At 60.0% G+C, this 19,566-nt stretch carries 26 protein-coding genes; 5 read left to right on the top strand and 21 right to left on the bottom strand.

Going from position 1 to position 19,566, the window contains the following annotated elements:
• Nucleotides 1–45 precede the first annotated feature (45 nt).
• The 7 genes from N4J17_RS08370 to gshB are packed head-to-tail and all read right to left on the bottom strand — an operon-like array spanning nucleotide 46 to nucleotide 5,710.
• Nucleotides 46–1,344: a dihydroorotase gene (locus N4J17_RS08370; protein WP_198323922.1), complete on the bottom strand. Its 1,299-nt coding sequence runs from the start codon at nucleotides 1,342–1,344 to the stop codon at nucleotides 46–48.
• Nucleotides 1,341–2,327, bottom strand: a complete 987-nt coding sequence (locus N4J17_RS08365) for an aspartate carbamoyltransferase catalytic subunit (RefSeq protein WP_198323923.1) — start codon at nucleotides 2,325–2,327, stop codon at nucleotides 1,341–1,343. The genes N4J17_RS08370 and N4J17_RS08365 overlap by 4 nt, the downstream gene beginning before the upstream one ends.
• Nucleotides 2,324–2,836 (bottom strand): bifunctional pyr operon transcriptional regulator/uracil phosphoribosyltransferase PyrR, encoded by a 513-nt coding sequence (pyrR, locus tag N4J17_RS08360; RefSeq protein ID WP_198323924.1) that lies wholly within the window; start codon nucleotides 2,834–2,836, stop codon nucleotides 2,324–2,326. Before pyrR ends, N4J17_RS08365 begins: the two co-directional genes overlap by 4 nt.
• Nucleotides 2,837–2,839: 3 nt before the next feature.
• Complete coding sequence (gene ruvX / locus N4J17_RS08355; protein ID WP_198323925.1) at nucleotides 2,840–3,295, bottom strand: Holliday junction resolvase RuvX; 456 nt, start codon at nucleotides 3,293–3,295, stop codon at nucleotides 2,840–2,842.
• Complete coding sequence (locus N4J17_RS08350) at nucleotides 3,288–3,854, bottom strand: YqgE/AlgH family protein (protein ID WP_198323926.1); 567 nt, start codon at nucleotides 3,852–3,854, stop codon at nucleotides 3,288–3,290. Before N4J17_RS08350 ends, ruvX begins: the two co-directional genes overlap by 8 nt.
• A gap of 46 nt (nucleotides 3,855–3,900) precedes the next feature.
• The gene (locus tag N4J17_RS08345) at nucleotides 3,901–4,746 is read right to left on the bottom strand and encodes an energy transducer TonB (protein ID WP_198323927.1); all 846 of its coding nucleotides are present in this window, start codon (nucleotides 4,744–4,746) and stop codon (nucleotides 3,901–3,903) included.
• The gene (gshB, locus tag N4J17_RS08340) at nucleotides 4,736–5,710 is read right to left on the bottom strand and encodes a glutathione synthase (RefSeq protein WP_198323928.1); all 975 of its coding nucleotides are present in this window, start codon (nucleotides 5,708–5,710) and stop codon (nucleotides 4,736–4,738) included. The genes N4J17_RS08345 and gshB overlap by 11 nt, the downstream gene beginning before the upstream one ends.
• 94 nt (nucleotides 5,711–5,804) lie before the next feature.
• Here gshB and rpmB point away from each other — a divergent pair, with 94 nt between their 5' ends.
• From rpmB to N4J17_RS08315, 5 genes are all read left to right on the top strand, one after another.
• Nucleotides 5,805–6,041, top strand: coding sequence for a 50S ribosomal protein L28 (gene rpmB, locus N4J17_RS08335; RefSeq protein ID WP_169604308.1), 237 nt, complete (start codon nucleotides 5,805–5,807; stop codon nucleotides 6,039–6,041).
• Nucleotides 6,042–6,058: 17 nt separating this feature from the next.
• The gene (gene rpmG / locus N4J17_RS08330) at nucleotides 6,059–6,214 is read left to right on the top strand and encodes a 50S ribosomal protein L33 (RefSeq protein ID WP_169604309.1); all 156 of its coding nucleotides are present in this window, start codon (nucleotides 6,059–6,061) and stop codon (nucleotides 6,212–6,214) included.
• A gap of 168 nt (nucleotides 6,215–6,382) precedes the next feature.
• The gene (parA, locus tag N4J17_RS08325; RefSeq protein ID WP_198323929.1) at nucleotides 6,383–7,006 is read left to right on the top strand and encodes a ParA family partition ATPase; all 624 of its coding nucleotides are present in this window, start codon (nucleotides 6,383–6,385) and stop codon (nucleotides 7,004–7,006) included.
• A gap of 4 nt (nucleotides 7,007–7,010) precedes the next feature.
• Nucleotides 7,011–7,358: a hypothetical protein gene (locus N4J17_RS08320; RefSeq protein ID WP_198323930.1), complete on the top strand. Its 348-nt coding sequence runs from the start codon at nucleotides 7,011–7,013 to the stop codon at nucleotides 7,356–7,358.
• Between the two features lie 459 nt (nucleotides 7,359–7,817).
• Nucleotides 7,818–9,164: a DegQ family serine endoprotease gene (locus tag N4J17_RS08315; RefSeq protein WP_198323931.1), complete on the top strand. Its 1,347-nt coding sequence runs from the start codon at nucleotides 7,818–7,820 to the stop codon at nucleotides 9,162–9,164.
• Between the two features lie 70 nt (nucleotides 9,165–9,234).
• Here the strand turns inward: N4J17_RS08315 and N4J17_RS08310 are convergent, their stop codons facing one another.
• The 14 genes from N4J17_RS08310 to rplF all read right to left on the bottom strand — a co-directional run bounded on the left by N4J17_RS08310 (nucleotide 9,235) and on the right by rplF (nucleotide 19,559).
• On the bottom strand, nucleotides 9,235–10,155 hold the full coding sequence (locus tag N4J17_RS08310; RefSeq protein ID WP_198323932.1) for a branched-chain amino acid transaminase: 921 nt from the start codon (nucleotides 10,153–10,155) through the stop codon (nucleotides 9,235–9,237).
• A 49-nt stretch (nucleotides 10,156–10,204) separates the two neighbouring features.
• The gene (glnE, locus tag N4J17_RS08305; protein WP_277458510.1) at nucleotides 10,205–13,051 is read right to left on the bottom strand and encodes a bifunctional [glutamate--ammonia ligase]-adenylyl-L-tyrosine phosphorylase/[glutamate--ammonia-ligase] adenylyltransferase; all 2,847 of its coding nucleotides are present in this window, start codon (nucleotides 13,049–13,051) and stop codon (nucleotides 10,205–10,207) included.
• A 128-nt stretch (nucleotides 13,052–13,179) separates the two neighbouring features.
• Nucleotides 13,180–13,539 carry a 50S ribosomal protein L17 gene (gene rplQ, locus N4J17_RS08300; RefSeq protein ID WP_198323933.1) on the bottom strand — a complete coding sequence of 120 codons (360 nt, stop codon included), beginning with the start codon at nucleotides 13,537–13,539 and terminating at the stop codon, nucleotides 13,180–13,182.
• A 20-nt stretch (nucleotides 13,540–13,559) separates the two neighbouring features.
• Nucleotides 13,560–14,546 (bottom strand): DNA-directed RNA polymerase subunit alpha, encoded by a 987-nt coding sequence (locus N4J17_RS08295; protein ID WP_198323934.1) that lies wholly within the window; start codon nucleotides 14,544–14,546, stop codon nucleotides 13,560–13,562.
• Nucleotides 14,547–14,569: 23 nt separating this feature from the next.
• Complete coding sequence (rpsD, locus tag N4J17_RS08290) at nucleotides 14,570–15,190, bottom strand: 30S ribosomal protein S4 (protein WP_198323935.1); 621 nt, start codon at nucleotides 15,188–15,190, stop codon at nucleotides 14,570–14,572.
• A gap of 13 nt (nucleotides 15,191–15,203) precedes the next feature.
• Nucleotides 15,204–15,590 (bottom strand): 30S ribosomal protein S11, encoded by a 387-nt coding sequence (gene rpsK / locus N4J17_RS08285; RefSeq protein ID WP_198323936.1) that lies wholly within the window; start codon nucleotides 15,588–15,590, stop codon nucleotides 15,204–15,206.
• Between the two features lie 14 nt (nucleotides 15,591–15,604).
• Complete coding sequence (gene rpsM / locus N4J17_RS08280; protein ID WP_198323937.1) at nucleotides 15,605–15,961, bottom strand: 30S ribosomal protein S13; 357 nt, start codon at nucleotides 15,959–15,961, stop codon at nucleotides 15,605–15,607.
• Nucleotides 15,962–16,046: 85 nt separating this feature from the next.
• Nucleotides 16,047–16,160 carry a 50S ribosomal protein L36 gene (rpmJ, locus tag N4J17_RS08275; protein ID WP_010961579.1) on the bottom strand — a complete coding sequence of 38 codons (114 nt, stop codon included), beginning with the start codon at nucleotides 16,158–16,160 and terminating at the stop codon, nucleotides 16,047–16,049.
• Between the two features lie 27 nt (nucleotides 16,161–16,187).
• Complete coding sequence (secY, locus tag N4J17_RS08270) at nucleotides 16,188–17,513, bottom strand: preprotein translocase subunit SecY (RefSeq protein ID WP_198323938.1); 1,326 nt, start codon at nucleotides 17,511–17,513, stop codon at nucleotides 16,188–16,190.
• Nucleotides 17,513–17,947 (bottom strand): 50S ribosomal protein L15, encoded by a 435-nt coding sequence (gene rplO, locus N4J17_RS08265; RefSeq protein ID WP_198323939.1) that lies wholly within the window; start codon nucleotides 17,945–17,947, stop codon nucleotides 17,513–17,515. Before rplO ends, secY begins: the two co-directional genes overlap by 1 nt.
• Before the next feature lies 1 nt (nucleotide 17,948).
• Nucleotides 17,949–18,134: a 50S ribosomal protein L30 gene (rpmD, locus tag N4J17_RS08260; protein WP_198323940.1), complete on the bottom strand. Its 186-nt coding sequence runs from the start codon at nucleotides 18,132–18,134 to the stop codon at nucleotides 17,949–17,951.
• Nucleotides 18,135–18,139: 5 nt separating this feature from the next.
• Complete coding sequence (rpsE, locus tag N4J17_RS08255) at nucleotides 18,140–18,649, bottom strand: 30S ribosomal protein S5 (RefSeq protein ID WP_198323941.1); 510 nt, start codon at nucleotides 18,647–18,649, stop codon at nucleotides 18,140–18,142.
• Between the two features lie 12 nt (nucleotides 18,650–18,661).
• A complete protein-coding gene (rplR, locus tag N4J17_RS08250) occupies nucleotides 18,662–19,015 on the bottom strand; it encodes a 50S ribosomal protein L18 (protein WP_198323942.1) in 354 nt (117 codons plus the stop codon).
• A 10-nt stretch (nucleotides 19,016–19,025) separates the two neighbouring features.
• Nucleotides 19,026–19,559, bottom strand: a complete 534-nt coding sequence (rplF, locus tag N4J17_RS08245; protein ID WP_198323943.1) for a 50S ribosomal protein L6 — start codon at nucleotides 19,557–19,559, stop codon at nucleotides 19,026–19,028.
• Between the last annotated feature and the right edge of the window lie 7 nt (nucleotides 19,560–19,566).

The following is a 19,566-nucleotide window of genomic DNA, read 5'->3' as shown; positions in this document are numbered from 1 at the left end:
CCAAGGAGAAACAGAGGGGCTGGACGTACAGCACCGCGGCGCCATTCACGAAGCCGTCTCGCCATGGGGGTAGACCAACCGCCCTCCTACCAGCGTCGCCACCACCCGTCCCGTCAGCGTCCGCTCCCAGAACGGCGTGTTGCGGCCCGCGCTGAACCAGCCTCCTGCCGCCGGCACCCACACGGCCGCCGGATCGAATACACAGATATCCGCCGGCGCGCCCGGCGCCAGCCGACCGGACTCCAGGCCGAGGATCGCCGCAGGCCCCACAGTGAGGCGGGCGAGGGCGGCCGACAGCGACAGCCGCCCTTCCACCACCAACGCACACATCAGCGGCAGCAAGGTCTGCAACGAAGACAAGCCGGGCTCGGTTTCGGGGAAAACATCGAGCTTGGCGTCCGGCTCGTGGGGTTGATGATCCGAACAGACCGCCGAAATCCGGCCTTCCGCCACGGCCGCCACCAGCGCGTCGCGGTCGGCCGTTGTGCGAAACGGCGGACGGCAGTGACACAGCGCGTCGAATCCGTCAACGCTCGACTCAGTGAGAAGCAGATGATGCACCGCCACGTCCGCGCTGACACGCACGCCGCGCGCCCTGGCTTCAGCGATCATCTCCACGGCGCGGCCGCTGCTGAGCTGGCCGAAATGCGCACGCACCCCGGTCTGCTCGATCAGCGGGAGCGCCTGGGCAACCGCGACGGTCTCCGCCGTCTCAGGAATGCCCGGCAGGCCGAGACGGCTACTCACCGCACCTTCGTGGACACAGCCCTGACTGCGCAGCCACGGGTCTTCGGGACGGAACACCACGACGAGATCGAAGCTCGCCGCATATTCCAACGCCCGCCGCAGCACCAGCAGATTGGCGAGCGGGCGGTCGGCATTGCCCAGGGCCAGGCAGCCGGCACGCTTGAGCGCGTGCATCTCGCTCAGGTCCTTTCCATTCAGGCTGTGGGTCAGGGCACCGATCGGCAGCACCCGAACCTTGCCTGCCTGTTCCGCCCGCTCCGTCACCAGCTTGACCACGGCGGGCGTATCGATGACGGGGACGGTATCGGGGGGGCAGCACAAGGTCGTGATGCCACCGGCCGCCGCCGCCGCACTCTCCGACACGATGGTGCCCTTGTGTTCCTGTCCAGGTTCGCGGAGACGGGCACACAGGTCGATGAAACCGGGACAAACGATCTGGCCGCAGGCATCGATGCGATGATCCGCTTCGAAGCCGGCCGGACGGTTGCCGACGCCGACGATCACGCCGTCCGCCACGCACACCACACCCGCGCCGTCGAAACCGCTGGCCGGATCGACAATACGTCCGCCCTCGATGAGGATGCGCGGCCCGCTCATGCCGGCACCTCCATGTCCGGACCGGAGTGCATGGCCATGGACATCACCGCCATGCGCACCGCGATACCATGGGTCACCTGTTGCAGGATCACGGACCGGGGACCATCGGCAATGGCCGAATCGATCTCGATTCCCCGGTTGATCGGCCCCGGATGCATGACGATGACATCTGGCCTGGCCTTTTCCAGGCGCTTTTCGGTCAGGCCGAAACGCTGGAAATATTCGTGTTCGGATGGTATGAACGCGGTTCCCATGCGCTCGAGCTGCAAACGCAGCATGATGACCACATCGACATCGCGCAGCCCCTCGTTCAGGTCGTGGTAGGGTACCACCCCCAAGGCTTCGACATGGGCCGGCAAGAGGGTCTTGGGCGCCACTACCCGCACTTCATCCACACCCAGTGTGTTGAGCGCCAAGATTTCGGAACGCGCCACCCGGGAATGCAGAATATCGCCGACGATGGCCACCTTGAGGCCGGCGAACCGGCCCTTGGCCCGGCGAATGGTGAACACGTCCAACATGGCCTGGGTCGGATGGGCATGGCGGCCGTCTCCGGCGTTGAGCACGCTGATGTGCGGTGCGACGTGGCGGGCGATGAAATGGGCGGCCCCGCTCTGGGCATGGCGTACCACGAACATGTCGACGTGCATCGCCTCCAGGTTGCGAACGGTATCAAGCAGACTTTCGCCCTTGGAGGTCGCAGATGTCGCGATGTTGATGTTGAGCACGTCGGCGGACAAACGCTTGGCGGCGAGTTCGAAGGTCGTCCGGGTGCGGGTGCTGTTCTCGAAAAACAGATTCACTACTGTCTTCCCGCGCAGCAGGGGCACCTTTTTGACGTTCTGAGCCGTCACGCCGGCGAAGGACTCGGCGGTGTCCATGATCCGGACCAGCAATTCCCGGCTCAGACCTTCGATTGTCAGAAAATGACGCAGACGCCCGGCAGCGTCGAGCTGGATGTCGGCCGCAGCCGTCGCGCTCATCGTCCCCCCGTGCGAATCGTCAGCTGCAGAGGTTCGGGCCCGGTGAGCTTGATACGCTGGCCCGGCTCCAGCTCCAGCCGGCCGCCGATGCAGTCGGCCTGGATCGGGATCTGCCGACCATTGCGGTCGATCAGCACGCCGAGCACGATTTCCGCGGGCCGGCCGTAATCGAAGATCTCGTTCAAGGCGGCGCGCACAGTGCGTCCGGTATACAACACGTCGTCGATCAGCACGATGTTGCGGCCGTCGACCCGGAACGGCAGCTTACTCGCCCGCACGTCCGGATTCATGCCCGACTGGGGATAGTCGTCCCGGTAGAACGAGATGTCCAGATAGCCCAGCGGCTCGGAGAATCCCAGACGCCGATGCAGGACTTCGGCGATCCAGGCTCCGCCGGTATGAACGCCGATCATGGCCGGATCATCGAGCCGGCGTCTGGCGAGTTCCTCACGCAGAGAGACTTCCAGGCGCGCCAGCAGCGTTTCGACGTCGAAATCCGCTTGACTCATGTATTACCTCGGTGATGCCTTGTCAATCGAAAACCAGGTTTGCAGAATCAGTTGCGCCGCCATTTCGTCCTTCACCTGCTCGAACTCGACCGACTTGCGGCGGCGACGCTGGTAGAAGTGGGTGCGCGATTCAGCCGTGGTGAGTGTCTCGTCCACCGTGTACACCGGCAGCCGGTAGCGACCTTCCAGCTGCCGGCAGAAGCGCAAAGTCGGCGCCGTGATCGGATTTTCGCTGCCGTCCTGCTGATGGGAAAGTCCGACGACCAATCCCGCAGGCTGCCACTGGTCGATCAGTTCGGAAATGGCGGCCCACAACTGCGCGGACGGCTGCGCCCGCAGAGTCCGGAGCGGCGCCGCGGTACCGGTGACCGATTGCCCGACCGCAACCCCGATGTTCCGCTCGCCGAAATCGAAACCGAGATAAGTGGCACCGCGCGAATTGGGCGGCACCTCAGCCATGCCCGGCCTGGCTGGTCAAGAGCGAAATGTCCACGCCTACCAGATCAGCCGCGGCTTTCCAGCGCCGTCCGGGCGGGTGCTCGAAGATCACGGCGTTGTCCGCGGGCGCGTTGAGCCATGAATTGTCGATGATCTCACGCTCGAGCTGGCCTTGCCCCCAACCGGCGTAGCCCAGAGCCAGCAACATGCGCTTCGGCCCTTCACCCCGCCCCACCGCTTCCAGAATGTCCCTAGAGGTCGTCAATGCCAGTCGGTCCGAAACCACCAGGGTGGAAGCCCACACTGTGGCCGGCTCATGCAGAATGAAGCCGCGCTCGGGATGCACCGGGCCACCGAAAAACACCGGCAGATCTTCCAGCTCGGCGACCTTCAAATCGATCTCCATCTGCCGCATGATGTCGCCCAGCTTCAGTTCGGACGGGCGGTTGATGATGATGCCCAGAGCGCCGTCCGCATTGTGCTGGCAAACCAGGGTCACGGTTTTCGCGAAATGCGGATCGGCCAGGCCGGGCATGGCGATCAGAAAATGGTTGGAAAGAAATTCTGCTTCCTGGTTCATCGTCTTTTAGTATCCGCGCTCCGTGAGCGGCGCCACAAGCAGCAAACTACGGCGCGGTCTCCAGACGCGTGCCGTTCAGGAACTTCCACGTGCGGGTGATCACCAGCATATCGGCTTCCTCCCGCAGCTCCACAGGAAACGGTGCAAACGGTGCCGCCAGGTGGACGATCCTCACCGCCGCATCGTCCAACGCCTGCTCCCCGGAAGAACGCCGCACCTGCACCTTGTATACACTGCCATCCGGCCGCAAGACCACGCTCAGCAGCAGACTGCCCGTAAGGTTCTTGCGGCGCGCTTCCTCGGGGTAATTCAGATTGCCGATGCGCTCGACCTTGTCCTGCCAGGCCCGCTCGTAAGCCGCCGCCTTGTATTTGTGGGCATTGACGGAGTTGATGTAGACCATCCGGGGGTGCGGAGCCGCCTGCTGCTGCCGCATGTAAGCCGCACCGAATTCGGCGATCTGCCGGCTCAGGGATTCGGCAGAAATAGGGGCAGATGGAGCGACTTCAAGTTCGGGCTCGGCCTCCGGCGCGGCGCTGACCGATCGTTCTGTCCGCGGGCTTCGCAGCAAAGGCTTCGGCGGGCGCTCGGCCAAGGGGCGCGACGCTTTGTTTTGCGCCGGATGCGTCATGTTTTTTTCTCCGCGGCCCGGCACCGCCTCGGCACCCGCCGGCCTGTCGTTACCGCGCTGGTTTTCCGCCGCCAGATGCTCCGCCCGTTTCGGTGCCTCGGGAGCAGGACGCCGCAGCACCGTCACGTCGAAAACCCTGGGCGTATCTTTCGAGGTCGCGGCGGGGCGGCCATTCAGACCGAGGATCACCGCCGCATGCACCGCGAATGCGATCAGCAGCGCCAGCAGCAGACGGATTGGGTCGCGCGATTCAAGGGACATTACGGGCCAGGTCCGCTCCAGACACGACGGATTCGATGTGATCCATGAGCATGGCACTGATATTCAGCCCGAACAGAGTGTCCAGTTCCTGAATACAGGTCGGACTGGTCACGTTGACCTCGGTGAGGTAATCGCCGATGACGTCAAGACCGGTGAACACCAGACCGCGCTCGCGCAGGGTGGGTCCGACCTGCGACACGATCCAACGATCCCGCTCAGTCAGGTCCCTCCCTTCCGCCCGACCCCCGGCCGCCAGGTTACCCCGGCTTTCGCCCTGGGCGGGGATGCGCGCCAAGGCGTGAGGCACGGCTTCGCCGTTGACGACGAGGATCCGCTTGTCGCCATCCCGGATTTCCGGAAGATAGCGCTGTGCCATGACGAAGCGGCGGTTGTGCTGGGTCATGGTTTCGAGAATGACGCTCAGGTTGTGATCACCTTCGGCGACCCGGAAGATCGATGCGCCGCCCATACCATCGAGCGGCTTCAGCACGATCTCGCCATGTTCGCGGAGGAACTCCCGGATACGGCCCGCCTCACGGGCCACCAGGGTCGGCGCGCAGCATTGGGGAAACCATGCGGTGAACAGCTTCTCATTGGCATCCCGCAGCGAACGCGGCCGATTGACGACATACACCCCCCGATTCTCCGCGCATTCGAGCAGATAGGTTACATAGATGTATTCCTGATCAAAGGGCGGGTCCTTCCGCATGAGGATGACGTCGAGCGTATCAAGAGCGATGTCCCGCTCGTCCAGAAACTCGAACCAGCGGACGTAGTCGCGCTCGACCTGAAGACGCCGCACCCGGGCATGGGCACGACCGTCACGCAGGTAAAGATCGTTCAACTCCATGTAGAAAAGTTCCCAGCCCCGTGCCTGAGCTTCCAACAGCATCGCGAAGCTGCTGTCCTTCCCGATCTTGATCTTGCCGATCGGGTCCATCACTATCCCGAGCTTCAAAGCCATCGTCTTCCCCGAACCGTTCCTGCTGTTGACTAAACGCCGTCAAACCCTTATAAAGCACGTTTTTCCACCCTGCAAGCCGACATTGAGGTAAGCCATGTCCAAGGTATGTCAGGTTACGGGGAAGCGACGTATTGTAGGCCATAACGTTTCCCACGCTAACAACAAGACGAAAAGACTGTTCAACCCCAACCTTCACGAGCGCCGTTTCTGGGTCGAGAGTGAGAATCGCTGGGTCCGCCTCAAAGTGTCGAGCCATGGCCTGCGGGTCATCGACAAATGCGGAATCGACGCCGTTCTGGCCGACATCCGCAAGCGCGGCGAACGGGTTTGACTGCAGGAGCATGAGCCATGCGTGACAAGATCAAGTTGGTGTCCAGCGCTGGCACCGGTCATTTCTACACGACCACCAAGAACAAGCGCACCATGCCGGAGAAAATGGAAATCAAGAAATTCGATCCGGTCGTACGCAAGCACGTCATGTACAAAGAAGCCAAGATCAAATAACGGTCTCCAGCATCCTCAATGCGCGCGGGCCGGGCTTGCGCGCACCTCCCTCTTTATCGGATCGGCGGTGGTTCCAGAAACGGTTCGGCATCCCCGGCGATGCAAGCTTCATCAGAATCGACTAGCATACATAGCCATACCCTACTTCCTGCGGGTTGGCACCCCTGTATGATCATCGGCGTTCTAAACCAGAAAGGCGGCGTCGGCAAGACCACCTTGTCGGTCAACATAGCAGCCGCGCTCGCCTTGTCGGGCAAGCGTATCCTCCTCATCGATGCCGACCCGCAGGGCAGCGCCCTCGACTGGCAATCTACCCGGCAAAGCGACACCCTGTTTCCCGTCGTCGGCATGGCGAAACCGACTTTGCACAAGGACGTGCCGGAGCTCGCTTCCAGCTACGACCACGTCATCATCGACGGACCGCCCCGGGTCAATGAACTCGCCCGGTCGGCCATCATGGCCTGTGACCTGATCCTCATCCCGGTCCAACCCTCCCCCTATGACGTCTGGGCTGCCGACGAGATTGTCAAGTTGATACAAGAGGTTAAGATATACAAGGAATCTCTGACGGGGAGATTCATCGTCAACCGGAAAATCGTGCATACCGCCATCGGTCGCGACGTGGCCGAAGCGCTCAAAGACTACCCTTTCCCGGTTGCGGAGACCACGGTCAATCAAAGGGTTGCCTATGCCGAAAGTGCCGCATCCGGTCTCTCCGTCCTTGAGTTCGACCACAAAGGCCCAGCAGCCCGGGAAATCAAAGCGCTCGTTCGTGAACTCGTTGAGGAATAAGCCCATGGCCAAGAAAGTCGTGCCCATTACGTCCAAGCCGCGCGGCACCCTCCTGAGCTTGGTGGCGGCGCCAGAGGAGATGGTGACAACCTCTTCCACCGCTCCTATGGACGGCTTCGACGGCTCTGACAAACCCGGTCTGATTGCCAAAGTCGTCTACGGGTCAGTTTACTGCCTTTCCTTCAGTGTGGTCCTCGGCGCTCTGGTCCTAGGCAAGCTCGTCCCGGGACGGCAGGTAATCGCCAAAGGCCTCCAGGACGGGACAGCAGCGGCACGCCAGTCGCTCACCTGGCTCGAAACACTGCGAGCCAGCCCCGCTCCCGACACCGACCCGCGGACGCTCAAAGCCTGACGCCCTTTGACTCCGGCCGCCGACGTCCCCATGAACCAGACCGCTCCCTAACGTGAAGCAACGGGAAGCGTTCCTTTGTTCTCTTCTCCCACAAACGGGAGAGCGGGAGCAGGGGCAACGCTCGTAACAAGCGGTTGTGCTCATGTGATATGTCTCTGTAATGCACCCTTCGGGCGCAAAGCATGCACAATTGCAGGGAGCAAATTTGAACATGCAGAGAATACCCCCGAGGGCAGGTCTCAAGAAAGGGCCCTGTCAATCAGCCCTTCTGCTGATTTGTCAGCAGCCTGGGTGGCTGCTCGCGATGATCGCTAACGGTCTATCTTGTCGAGATGGTTATCATCGCGCGGCCACCCCTGTTTTCGCCATGCCGTTCGGCGCTTTTCGATCAGGCTTTTTGCTAGACTTTGGACCCTCACGCCACGCCGTTTAGAAAAAATAATTGAGAGAGGTAATTCCATGCGCATGAAAGCCGTCGCCGCGCTGTTGCTGCTTACCGCCAGCGGCCTGTCCCTCACCCCGCCGGCCTGGGCCGATTTGCCCGCCAGCGTCAATGGTCTGCCGCTGCCCAGCCTGGCGCCTGTGCTGAAAAAAGCCATGCCCGCAGTGGTAAACATCTCGACGAAAACTCAGATCGAAATCGCCGAGAATCCACTGATGCAAGACCCCTTCTTCCGGCATTTCTTCGGGATTCCGAATCAGCCGCGGCGCCGTGAAAGTACCAGCCTCGGCTCCGGCGTCATCGTCGACGCCCGGCGTGGCTACATCCTCACCAACAACCATGTGATCGACAAGGCGGACGAGATCAGCGTGACCTTGAGAGACGGCCGTCAACTGAGCGCAAAGCTAGTCGGCGCTGACCCGGAATCCGACCTGGCCGTCATCAAGGTCGAGCCCAAGAATCTGACGGAGTTGCCGATCGGTGATTCGAGCCAACTCGAAGTCGGGGACTTCGTCATCGCCATCGGCAATCCCTTTGGCCTGGGGCAGACCGTAACCTCCGGTATCGTCAGTGCCCTGGGGCGGTCCGGACTCGGCATCGAAGGCTATGAGGACTTCATCCAGACCGACGCGTCGATCAACCCCGGCAACTCGGGAGGCGCCTTGATCAATCTCCGAGGCGAACTGGTCGGCGTGAATACGGCCATCATCGCACCCACCGGCGGAAACGTCGGCATCGGCTTCGCCATTCCGTCCAACATGGCCGCCAGCATCATGACCCAACTCGTCGAAAAGGGCGAAATCCGCCGCGGCCAGATTGGGATCACCATCCAGGATCTGACGCCGGATCTCGCCCAGGCCTTTGGCCTGGACCAGAACCAAGGCGCAGTGATCACGGGTGTCCAAAAGGATTCACCCGCCGCATCTTCCGGCCTGGAAGCCGGTGACATCGTTCTCAGTATCAATGACCGACCGGTCAGGAACAGTGCGGATGTCCGCAACACCATCGGCCTCCTGCCCATAGGCGAAGAAGTCCGGGTCGAAGTGATGCACAAAGGGGCGAGAGTGGTACGCGAAGTGGTGATCCGCGCCCCCAAACTGGTCCAGGAGGAAGGCAGTAAGATCCATCCCAGACTGTCCGGTGTCATACTCAAAAACAATGCGGGCGGCGGTGTCCAGGTGGAAAAAATCCACACGGGTTCTTACGCATTCCAGGCCGGCTTGCGCCCCGGCGACATCATCGTGATGGCGAACCGCGCGGAAATCGAAACGCTCGATGACCTGAAGCGTGCCACCAAAGGCCGCTCGGAATTGCTCCTCAGCGTCCAGCGGGGCAGTGGCTCATTCTTCCTGATGCTAAAGTAAAATGGGATCAAGGTACTGCGCGGCAGGTGGCCGTGGGGCGCCTGCCGCCCGGTCGGGCCGTACGCCCCAGTCAGATGAGGCTCAGCCATTCGGCATGGTCTGAGCGACGGCCGTGCACGTAGTCGAAATAGAGTGCTTGCAGTTTTTCCGTCACCGGTCCGCGTCCGCCTTCGCCGATGATCCGACCGTCCACCTCCCGGATCGGGGTGACTTCGGCCGCAGTCCCGGTGAAAAACGCCTCGTCGGCTATGTAAACCTCGTCACGGGTAATGCGTTTTTCCACGACCTCCAGGCCGTTTTCCCGTGCCAGCGTCATCACGGTATCCCGCGTAATGCCCTCCAGCGCCGAAGTCAGATCCGGTGTATAGAGCTTGCCATGGCGGACGATGAAGATATTTTCACCACTGCCTTCGGCCACGTAGCCTTCATGATCGAGCAATAGCGCCTCGTCACAACCGGCTTCGATGGCTTCCTGCACGGCAAGGATGGAATTGAGATAGTTCCCATTCGCCTTGGCCTTGCTCATGATGCTGTTGACATGATTCCTGGCGTAGGAGGAAGTTCTCACGCGGATACCGCGAGTCATGTTTTCAGCCCCGAGATAGCTGCCCCATTGCCAGGCGGCAACCATCACATGGACCGCGAGTCCATGAGCATGCAAACCCATGCCCTCGGCGCCGAGAAAACACATCGGTCTGATGTAGGCGCTTTCCAGATCGTTGCGCGCCACCGCCTCCAGTTGGACGCGGTGGAGAGTATCCTTGTCGAACGGAATCGACATTTTCATGATATGGGCCGAGCGGAACAGCCGGTCTGTGTGATCACTGAGCCTAAAGACCGACGGACCACGTTCCGTAGGGTAGGCACGCAATCCTTCGAACACACCACAGCCGTAGTGCAGCGTGTGGGTCAAAACGTGGACCTTGGCATCGCGCCAGGGAAGCCACACCCCATCGAGCCAGATCTGGCCGTCCCGATCGTCCATTGCCATGAATTGATCTCCTGCAATCAGAGTGAAATTGCCGTCGGCCGCTGTGCGCTCAAAGCGCCGGTGCTTCGATGATCTGCTTCCACACCGCCTGCACGGCCGCACGGTGTTCGGGAAATTCCGATGACGACGCCAACGCCGGCATTTCCTGCAAAGCCAGACGATGCACCTTGCTCCGATAATCGCAGTAGGCGCATCGAAGCCGATCCGCCTGCTCGGGCTCCAGGAACTTTATCGCGCGAAGGCTTTCCAGCAGGCGGACCGTGTCGGTCCAACGGGTGATCTCGCAATGCTTTGCGGCGCTGACGAGAACGCCGAATTGTACGATAAACTCAATATCGGCAATACCGCCGACGCCCTGCTTCAAATCGAACACGCCGGGCCGCTTGTCCGCCAGGTTTTCCCGCATTTTCTCGCGCATGGTCCGAACGTCGAACCTCACCTGCCGGCTGTCTCTCTCTCTGCAAAGCACGGTTCGCCGGATCGCATCGAACCGCGCGCCCACCTTCGGATCACCCGCCACGAACCGCGCTCTCACCAGCGCCTGCCGCTCCCACGTCCAGGCCTGTTGAAGTTGGTAATTTTCATAGGCATCGGCGCTACTGACGAGGAGACCCGAGCTTCCACTGGGGCGCAGGCGAAGGTCGACCTCATACAACGCCCCGCCTAGCATCTCAGCCGTCAGCAGACTGACCATCCGCTGAACCACGCGGGCATAAAACTCGGCGGCGCTGATCGGACGCGGTCCATCGGTGACAGCATCGCTGGCCACGCCATCGTAGAGGAAAACCAGATCGAGATCTGACCCGTAGCCCAGCTCTATGCCACCGAGCTTTCCATAGGCGATAACCCCGAATCCGGGAAAATCCGCCGTGGTTTCCTCCGCCATCGGTGGGATGCCGTGACGCGCAGCCGCGGATTTCCAGGCCAGCCGGAGCACCCGATCGATCATGACCTCAGCCAGATCCGTCAAGTAATCACTGACGACCATGACCGGGATGAAGTTCATAATGTCGGCCGCCGCGATCCGCAGCTGGTGTGCTGCCTTGAATTGCCTGAGCCGCAACATCAGCTGCTCGTCGTCATCGGAGGCCAGACTGCTGACAAGGATGTCGGCTTCCCGACCCAAGGACTCCCGGGTCAAGGGGCTGTACAGGGTCTGCGAGTCCAGCAGCTCATCGAGCAGAATCGGAGCGCCGGCAATGAGCCGTACGATCCAAGGGCTTGCCGCCGCCAGCCTGACCAGTTGCGACAAGGCGGAAGGATTTTCCGCCAGCAGCGAAAAATAGACTCCCCTGCCAGCGATCGATTCGAGCAATTTGAGCACTCTGGCAAATACGCACGCCCGGTCGGAAATGCGGGAAGCCGCAAGCTCGGCTAACAGCTTTCCGATGACGATCTGAAGTTCCGTCCTGGCGCCGGCGCCGAGCCGCCGTACCGGCGGCGAGGCACGGAACTCAATCAAAGCATTGGCGATGGCTTCAGCGGAGCCTTCGAATCCCCCCAGCGCCTGGGCCAGTTCCCTATCGGCACAGTCCAGCAGCAGCTCGAGCGAGGCGGGTTGCGGAGGTTCGGCGATCAGCTGGGTGAAAATTTCGTGAACCCGGCAGCGGAAATACTCGAGACGGTGTACGAATGCCGCCCACGACTCGAAACCCAGGGCGTATGCAAGCAGCGCTCGCCGGTCCTCGGATAACGGAAGCTCATGCGTCTGCTTGTCCTCGTACTGCTGGAGCCGGTTTTCGACTTTACGCAAAAACCGATAGGCATCGCAGAGAAACGAAGCGGTTTCGTGCTCGAGCAGGCGCAGTTGCCCCACCCGCTCAAGGACTACCAGGATCCTGCGGTCCTGCAGCTCGACATTCCGGCCGCCCCGAATCAGTTGAAACGTCTGGCCGATGAACTCGATCTCCCGAATGCCACCGGGACCGAGTTTGATGTTATCGCCCCTCTCCTTCCGCCGGAGTTCCGCCATGATCTTGGCTTTGAGGGAACGCAGTTCCCCGAACACGCGGTAATCGAGATACCGCCGATAGACGAAAGGATGGAAGAACCGCTCGAACGCCCGGCCATCTTCAGGGTCCCCACCCACCGCACGCACCTTGACCATCGCATAACGCTCCCAGTCGCGTGCTTGAGCCTGGTAATAGCGTTCGCATGAATCGAAACTCACCACGAGCGGTCCGCTTTCGCCGAAAGGCCTCAGCCGCACGTCAACACGAAAAACGAAACCATCTTCCGTCACGGCGTCCAGAACGTGCACGAACGACTGCGCAAGCCGTGTATAGAATTCCGCATACGTCGTGCCGTTGCGGCCGGGCAACTCGCCATCTTCAAGGTAGGCGAACACCAAGTCGATGTCCGAGGAGAAGTTCAGCTCCCCTCCCCCCAGCTTCCCCATGCCCAAAACGACCAGATTCTGCACCGAGCCATCTTTTCGCCGCGGAACACCCCACCGCCGACAGGCGTCCCTAAAAAGCCAGTCGAGGGTCACTCGGACGGCCGCCTCTGCCGTCTCAGAGATCCTCGTCAGCACCCTATCGATATCGAGTCGACCGGAGATGTCTTGCCAGGTAATGACAGCCATTTCCCGATTGCGCCACTGACGCAATACCCGCATCAGGCCATCACGATCGGCCACCTCGGCCACAAGTTGCTGAAGATCCGCTGCCGGGTTCCTGCCGGATGCGGGACCCTCGAACATCTCTCGAAGTACGGGGAGGAGAAGGGGGTCACGTTTCAAGACCCCCAGGAAGAACGAGCTGCATGCACAGACGAAGCCCAAGGACTGCCGAAAGGATTCCGGACAATGCTCGGCCAGTTGCCCTAGCTGCGCGAAACCCCGTTCACACTCTTCGAGCGCGACATCCGGACGCGGCAAGTTATCGGGAGCAGCCACTGACGCCTTGGGGGGGAAGAATGATCGGGGCGACACCCAGCAGGGCAATCTGCCCACTGAAACGACGGGGCAAGATGCCCCGGAACAAGTGGGCCGGGAAGCAATACCGCACTCCCGGCATGGTGCACTCAGGCCCGATCGACGAGCTCCACGTACGCCATCGGGCTCGCATCGCCGGCCCGAAAACCGCATTTGAGAATCCTGGTGTAACCCCCCGGGCGTGCCTTAAAGCGGGGACCGAGATCGTTAAACAGCTTCGTCACCGCATCGCGGTTGCGAAGCCGGGCGAACGCCAGCCGCCGACCGGCCACGCTGTCCTCTTTCGACAAAGTGATCAGAGGCTCCACGTAACGCCTAATTTCTTTGGCCTTCGGCAGCGTCGTCTTGATAATCTCGTGTTCCACGAGTGCAGCCGCCAGATTCCGATACAATGCAGCACGATGGCTGCTTGTCAGGTTGAATTTCCTTCCTGCTTTACGATGACGCATGGTTCTTTACCCCCTAACGGCTATTGATTCAGCTTCTTGAGACCTTCCGGCGGCCAGTTCTCCAAACGCATGCCGAGCGACAAACCCTTGGTCGCCAAAACGTCCTTGATCTCTGTAAGAGATTTTTTTCCCAGATTCGGGGTTTTGAGCAAGTCCGCTTCACTACGCTGGATCAGATCTCCGATATAGAAGATATTCTCAGCCTTCAGGCAATTCGCTGAACGCACCGTCAGCTCGAGGTCGTCCACCGGGTGAAGCAGCAACGGATCGAACTGAGGTCCGTCCTCACCGAAAAGCGGCAAATCCTCGCCCTTGAGATCAACCAGGATACCGAGGTGCTGGTTGAGTATGTTCGCGGCGTGCTTGACCGCTTCCTCCGGCTGCACCGTCCCGTTGGTTTGCAACTCGATCACCAACCGGTCCAGATCAGTCCGCTGCTCGACGCGTGCGCTCTCGACTACGTAGGACACCTTTTTGATCGGACTGAAGCTCGCATCCAGATGCAAGGTACCAATCGCCGCATCGCCTTCAACTGCGCGGCTGGCTACGGGCTGGTAGCCACGTCCTTTCTGAACGTGGAGCGTCATGCGCAAACGCCCGGGCCCGTTGATATGTGCAATCAGCAAATCCGGATTGAACACTTCGACATCATGGGGAATCTCCATATCGCCCGCCAAAACCGGCCCCGGCCCCTGCTTATCGATGTTGAGGTAAACATCGTGCGGCCCGTTCAAGCGAATGGCGAGGTTCTTGAGATTCAAAAGTACGTCGATCACGTCCTCTTGAACTCCTTCGATGGTCGAATATTCGTGCAGTACGCCATCGATGACGACGTCCGTGACCGCAGCACCCGGAATGGCGGACAGAAGCACGCGCCTCAAGGCATTGCCCAGGGTGTGCCCGAACCCCCTTTCCAGCGGTTCGATAACCACACGCGCGGAGTTGTTTCCATGAGGAACTACCTCTACCGTCCTCGGCTTGATCAGCTCGGCGAGCGAGTTGTACATAATTACCTATACTCCGTCATGCGCTATTTCGAATACAACTCAACGACCAGCTGCTCGTTGATATCCGAGCCCAGTTCGCTCCTTTCCGGCGCAGACTTGAAAATGCCTTTCATCGATTTGACGTCGACGTCGACCCATGACGGAAATCCATACTGCTCGGTGACCTGCAGCGCGTCCTTGACACGCAACTGAGATTTCGCCTTCTCACGAATCTCGATGACGTCCCCACTTTGCACCTGGTACGACGGAATGTTGAGCGTCCGCCCGTTCAGGATGATGGCCTTGTGTGACACCAACTGGCGCGCCTCGGCACGCGTCGACGCGAACCCCATCCGATAGACCACGTTGTCGAGACGTGACTCCAATAGCGCCAGCAGATTCTCGCCCGTGGATCCCTTTCGCCGGGAAGCTTCGGCATAGTAATTGCGAAACTGCCGCTCCATGACGCCGTAAATCCGCCTGAGCTTCTGTTTCTCCCGAAGCTGTGCCGCATAGTCGCTCAGCCGGGGGCGCTTCTGGCCGTGTTGCCCGGGCGGCTGATCCAGCTTACATTTCGATTCCAGGGACTTGCCCCTCGACTTGAGGAACAGATCGGTCCCTTCGCGGCGACTCAACTTGCATTTGGGGCCAAGATATCTAGCCATAACAAATCTCCCGTCAAACGCGCCGCTTCTTAGGGGGTCGACACCCGTTATGAGGCAGCGGTGTGGTGTCCACTACATTAACAATCTTAAAGCCCAAAGCGTTCAGGGAACGCACGGCCGACTCCCTTCCCGGGCCTGGACCGGTGACGTGAACGTCCAGATTTTTGATGCCATACTCCTTTGCCACCGATCCTGCTTTCTCGGCTGCAACCTGAGCAGCAAAAGGCGTGCTCTTGCGCGATCCACGAAAGCCAGAAGCGCCGGCGCTGGCCCACGAAAGCGCGTTGCCTTTTCTGTCGGTGATGGTGATAATCGTGTTGTTGAACGACGCGCTGATATGCGCGATACCGTCTGAGATATCTCTTTTAATCCTTTTGACGGGGCGACCTGTCGTAGCCATTTCTTACCGTACCTCTATTTCTTGATCGGACGACGCGGCCCCTTTCGGGTGCGGGCGTTGGTGCGGGTGCGTTGTCCCCGCACCGGCAAACCGCGCCTATGCCTCATGCCGCGGTAGGAACCGAGATCCATGAGTCGTTTGATGTTCATGGCCACCTCGCGCCGAAGATCGCCCTCGACGACGAACTTCGCGACCTCCCCACGCAACCGCTCGACCTGCTCATCGCTCAGCTCTCTGACTTTCTTGTCAGTCTCGATCCCCGCGCTTTTGCAGATCAGACCTGCGCGCGTACGCCCGATGCCGTAGATCGCGGTCAGTGAGATAACTACATGCTTGTGATCTGGGATGTTGACTCCAGCAATACGCGCCATTTAAACGAACTCCAACTCTAAGCCGCTGAGCGAAAGCCGGCCATTATACACAGCCGCTGCCGTTCTCACAACGGCGACAACCCCATCAACCCTGCCGCTGCTTGTGGCGGGCATCTTTACAAATGATCCGGACGATACCGTTCCTCTTCAGGACCTTGCAGTTCCGGCAAATGCGCTTAACTGATGCTCTAACTTTCATGATGTTTCCCCGGTGATCTCAAGAAAATCACCTGATGTTGATATTGGTTTTCTTCAACAATCCTTCGTATTGCTGCGAAATCACATAGGTCTGGATCTGTGCCATGAAATCCATGACCACGACGACTATGATCAACAACGAAGTACCGCCGAAATAAAATGGTACGTTCCAATATACAATCAAGAATTCCGGCAACAGACACACTGCAGTGATATAGATACCGCCAACCAACGTCAGCCGAGTCATGACGGTGTCAATATACCGCGCAGTCTGTTGACCGGGTCGGATTCCCGGAATGAACGCACCAGATTTTTTCAAGTTCTCTGCCGTCTCATTGGAGTTGAAAACCAATGCCGCGTAGAAAAAGCAGAAAAACATGATCGCCGCCGCATAACAGAGAACATAGAGCGGCTGCCCTGGAGATAGGGTGCTCGCTATGTCCTGCAGCCAGATCAACTTTTCAGAATTTCCGAACCAACCTGCAAGGGTCGCGGGAAACAGGATGATCGACGAGGCAAAAATCGGCGGAATGACCCCGGACATATTCAGTTTCAGGGGCAGAAAGCTCTTCTGGGCCGCATACATGCGCCGCCCTTCCTGACGCTTGGCGTAGTTGATCGTAATCCGCCGCTGTCCTTTTTCGACGAATACCACCAGCCATGTCACGGCAACCGCGATCGCAGCGATACCGATAATGCTGAACGCACTCAATTCGCCGGTGCGTGCCAGCTCGAGCGTTCCGCCCACAGCCGAAGGCAGACCCGCCACGATACCGGCGAAGATGATGATCGAGATGCCATTGCCCAGTCCCCGCTCGGTCACCTGCTCGCCAAGCCACATCAAAAACATGGTGCCGGTGACGAGCGAAATTGCGGTGAGGGCAACGAACTGAAATCCCGGAGACACAACGATAGGTGCACCACCCGCGCTCTGATTCTGCAGCGCCAACGCCACCCCTGTAGCTTGGAAAGACGCCAGAACAACCGTCGCATACCGGGTGTACTGGTTGATCTTCTTCCGCCCCGATTCACCCTCTTTCTTCAATTGCTCCAGCTTGGGAACGACGATCGTCATCAGCTGCAAAATAATCGACGCCGAAATGTAGGGCATGATCCCGAGAGCAAAAATACTCAGCCGCTTCAGGGCGCCGCCGGAAAACATGTTCACCATATCAAGGATCGAGCTGCCTTGTTGATTGAACATGGCCGCCAACGCCTTGGGATCGACACCGGGTATGGGAATATGTGCGCCAATCCGGAACACGATCAACGCTCCGACGACGAACAGCAGGCGCTGACGAAGCTCAGTGAACCTGCCGCCGCGGTCGGCCATCAAGGGGTTGATGGTGCTCATCAGCTTTCCACTTTGCCGCCTGCGCCTTCGATCGCGGCGCGGGCACCTTGTGTCACCCCCACACCACGGACGGTCAGCGCTCCGGTCACGTCACCGGTGGCGATGATCTTCACCGTCTTCGCCTCGGCCGGAACGAGACCCGCCTCCTTAAGCTCCGCCAGCCCAATAATGCCTCCGCCCACTTTCGAAAGCTGCGCCAGCGTCACTTCTGCAACGAAGCGCTTCTTCGCACTGCGGAAACCCACCTTCGGCAAGCGACGCTGTAGCGGCATCTGACCGCCTTCGAAACCGACCTTATGGAAGCCGCCTGCGCGAGCCTTTTGCCCTTTATGCCCGCGACCGCTGGTTTTCCCCAGCGTCGAACCAATGCCCCGACCCCGCCGCTTTTTTGCAGGACGGCTGCCGTCCCGCGCGCCGATAGTGTTCAAAAACATGTCAGATTTCCTCAACCTTGAGCAGGTAGGAGACTTTGGAGATCATACCCAAAACCTCCGGCGTGCCCCGAACTTCAACACTGTGATGAGGTTTGCGCAATCCCAGCCCGCGAAGACAGGCTTTGTGGGAATCTAGCCTTCCGTTGGAACTGCGCACCTGAGTGACTCGCAAAGTTTTTGTCGTCATCGCGATCACCCCAGCAACTCTTCGACCGTCATGCCGCGTTTGGCAGCAACGGATTTAGGATCCCGCAATGCCGTTAAACCTTTAATGGTTGCGCGAACGACGTTGATCGGGTTGTTGGTGCCGATGCACTTCGCAAGGACATTATGCACTCCGACGACCTCGAACACGGCGCGCATCGCACCGCCAGCGATGATGCCGGTGCCCTCCGACGCGGGCTGCATGTGTACCTTGGCCGCCCCAGCCGCGGCCGTCACCGGATGGTGCAAAGTCTGTCCATTAAGCGCGACCTTGCGCATGTTCTTGCGCGCTTGCTCCATCGACTTCTGGATCGCCACAGGCACCTCGCGTGCCTTGCTGAGGCCGAAGCCGACGCGGCCGTTGCCGTCTCCCACCACGGTCAGTGCCGTGAATCCAAACTGCCGTCCGCCTTTGACCACCTTGGAGACGCGCCGGACGGCGACCAGCTTTTCCTGCAGCCCCTCGCCCGCGCCTGCCTGAGTACTCACGTTTGCCATTGATATTCCTCGCTAGAACTGAAGGCCGGCTTCGCGCGCCGCATCGGCCAGCGCCTTGATCCGCCCGTGATATTTGAATCCGGACCGGTCGAAAGCGACGCTGGAAATGCCCGCTGCAAGTGCTTTTTCCGCGATGCGACGACCCACTGCGATGGCGGCATCTTTGTTTCCGGTCACCGACAACGTTTCGCGGACGGCAGGCTCAAGCGTCGAGGCGGACGCGAGAACCGTACCGCCGTCCGGAGCGATGACCTGGGCATAAATATGCCTGGGAGTACGATGGACCGTCAGCCGGTTCGCCCCCATGGCGCGAATGACATGCCGTGTTTTTGCTGCCCTTTTGAGGCGGGCCTGTTTTTTATCCATTGATCTTGCCTTACTTCTTCTTCGCTTCCTTGCGGATGATGACCTCGTCCGCATAGCGGACACCCTTGCCCTTATACGGTTCCGGGGAGCGGAACGCACGAATGTCGGCAGCCACCTGACCGACGACCTGCCGGTCGGCGCCTTTGACCACGATATCGGTCTGCGAAGGAGTCTCGACCACGACGCCTGCAGGAACCTTGAATTCCACCGGATGCGAGAATCCCAGACTGAGACTCAGCACATCGCCCTTGGCTTGCGCCCGATACCCCACACCGACCAGAGAGAGCTTACGCTCGAAGCCGCTGCTGACACCGACGATCATGTTGGCCAGATTCGCCCGCGTCGTCCCGGCGAGAGCATTCTGCCGCTGATCGTTCTTGTCGTAATGAACGGACAATACACCGCCTTCCAGGTTGACACTGAGCCCTGACGGAACTGCACGCGACAGAAGTCCATTCTTGCCCTTTGCGGTTACAACACCATCGGCGATACTGACTTCCACACCCTTCGGAATGGAGATTGGATTATTCGCTACACGAGACATATCGGCC

Origin of the sequence: Methylococcus capsulatus (genome assembly GCF_036864975.1) — a bacterium.
In the GTDB taxonomy this organism is placed as follows: domain Bacteria; phylum Pseudomonadota; class Gammaproteobacteria; order Methylococcales; family Methylococcaceae; genus Methylococcus.
Note: the sequence above shows the minus strand (reverse complement) of the source record. Positions and strands in the feature narration are given on the sequence as shown.

What these genes read in the sequence shown, in the direction of transcription:
- rplO (WP_198323939.1), bottom strand. Translation starts at nt 17,947, where the DNA reads ATGTTTTTGAACACTATCGGCGCGCGGGACGGCAGCCGTCCTGCAAAA.
- N4J17_RS08310 (WP_198323932.1), bottom strand. Translation starts at nt 10,155, where the DNA reads ATGGCAATGGACGATCGGGACGGCCAGATCTGGCTCGATGGGGTGTGG.
- rpsK (WP_198323936.1), bottom strand. Translation starts at nt 15,590, where the DNA reads ATGGCTACGACAGGTCGCCCCGTCAAAAGGATTAAAAGAGATATCTCA.
- rpmG (WP_169604309.1), top strand. Translation starts at nt 6,059, where the DNA reads ATGCGTGACAAGATCAAGTTGGTGTCCAGCGCTGGCACCGGTCATTTC.
- pyrR (WP_198323924.1), bottom strand. Translation starts at nt 2,836, where the DNA reads ATGAGTCAAGCGGATTTCGACGTCGAAACGCTGCTGGCGCGCCTGGAA.
- N4J17_RS08320 (WP_198323930.1), top strand. Translation starts at nt 7,011, where the DNA reads ATGGCCAAGAAAGTCGTGCCCATTACGTCCAAGCCGCGCGGCACCCTC.
- secY (WP_198323938.1), bottom strand. Translation starts at nt 17,513, where the DNA reads ATGAGCACCATCAACCCCTTGATGGCCGACCGCGGCGGCAGGTTCACT.
- gshB (WP_198323928.1), bottom strand. Translation starts at nt 5,710, where the DNA reads ATGGCTTTGAAGCTCGGGATAGTGATGGACCCGATCGGCAAGATCAAG.
- N4J17_RS08365 (WP_198323923.1), bottom strand. Translation starts at nt 2,327, where the DNA reads ATGAGCGCGACGGCTGCGGCCGACATCCAGCTCGACGCTGCCGGGCGT.
- N4J17_RS08315 (WP_198323931.1), top strand. Translation starts at nt 7,818, where the DNA reads ATGCGCATGAAAGCCGTCGCCGCGCTGTTGCTGCTTACCGCCAGCGGC.
- rpmJ (WP_010961579.1), bottom strand. Translation starts at nt 16,160, where the DNA reads ATGAAAGTTAGAGCATCAGTTAAGCGCATTTGCCGGAACTGCAAGGTC.
- rpmD (WP_198323940.1), bottom strand. Translation starts at nt 18,134, where the DNA reads ATGACGACAAAAACTTTGCGAGTCACTCAGGTGCGCAGTTCCAACGGA.
- N4J17_RS08370 (WP_198323922.1), bottom strand. Translation starts at nt 1,344, where the DNA reads ATGAGCGGGCCGCGCATCCTCATCGAGGGCGGACGTATTGTCGATCCG.
- ruvX (WP_198323925.1), bottom strand. Translation starts at nt 3,295, where the DNA reads ATGGCTGAGGTGCCGCCCAATTCGCGCGGTGCCACTTATCTCGGTTTC.
- rpmB (WP_169604308.1), top strand. Translation starts at nt 5,805, where the DNA reads ATGTCCAAGGTATGTCAGGTTACGGGGAAGCGACGTATTGTAGGCCAT.
- parA (WP_198323929.1), top strand. Translation starts at nt 6,383, where the DNA reads ATGATCATCGGCGTTCTAAACCAGAAAGGCGGCGTCGGCAAGACCACC.
- N4J17_RS08295 (WP_198323934.1), bottom strand. Translation starts at nt 14,546, where the DNA reads ATGTACAACTCGCTCGCCGAGCTGATCAAGCCGAGGACGGTAGAGGTA.
- N4J17_RS08345 (WP_198323927.1), bottom strand. Translation starts at nt 4,746, where the DNA reads ATGTCCCTTGAATCGCGCGACCCAATCCGTCTGCTGCTGGCGCTGCTG.
- rplR (WP_198323942.1), bottom strand. Translation starts at nt 19,015, where the DNA reads ATGGATAAAAAACAGGCCCGCCTCAAAAGGGCAGCAAAAACACGGCAT.
- rplF (WP_198323943.1), bottom strand. Translation starts at nt 19,559, where the DNA reads ATGTCTCGTGTAGCGAATAATCCAATCTCCATTCCGAAGGGTGTGGAA.
- rpsD (WP_198323935.1), bottom strand. Translation starts at nt 15,190, where the DNA reads ATGGCTAGATATCTTGGCCCCAAATGCAAGTTGAGTCGCCGCGAAGGG.
- rpsM (WP_198323937.1), bottom strand. Translation starts at nt 15,961, where the DNA reads ATGGCGCGTATTGCTGGAGTCAACATCCCAGATCACAAGCATGTAGTT.
- rplQ (WP_198323933.1), bottom strand. Translation starts at nt 13,539, where the DNA reads ATGCGTCATCGTAAAGCAGGAAGGAAATTCAACCTGACAAGCAGCCAT.
- N4J17_RS08350 (WP_198323926.1), bottom strand. Translation starts at nt 3,854, where the DNA reads ATGAACCAGGAAGCAGAATTTCTTTCCAACCATTTTCTGATCGCCATG.
- rpsE (WP_198323941.1), bottom strand. Translation starts at nt 18,649, where the DNA reads ATGGCAAACGTGAGTACTCAGGCAGGCGCGGGCGAGGGGCTGCAGGAA.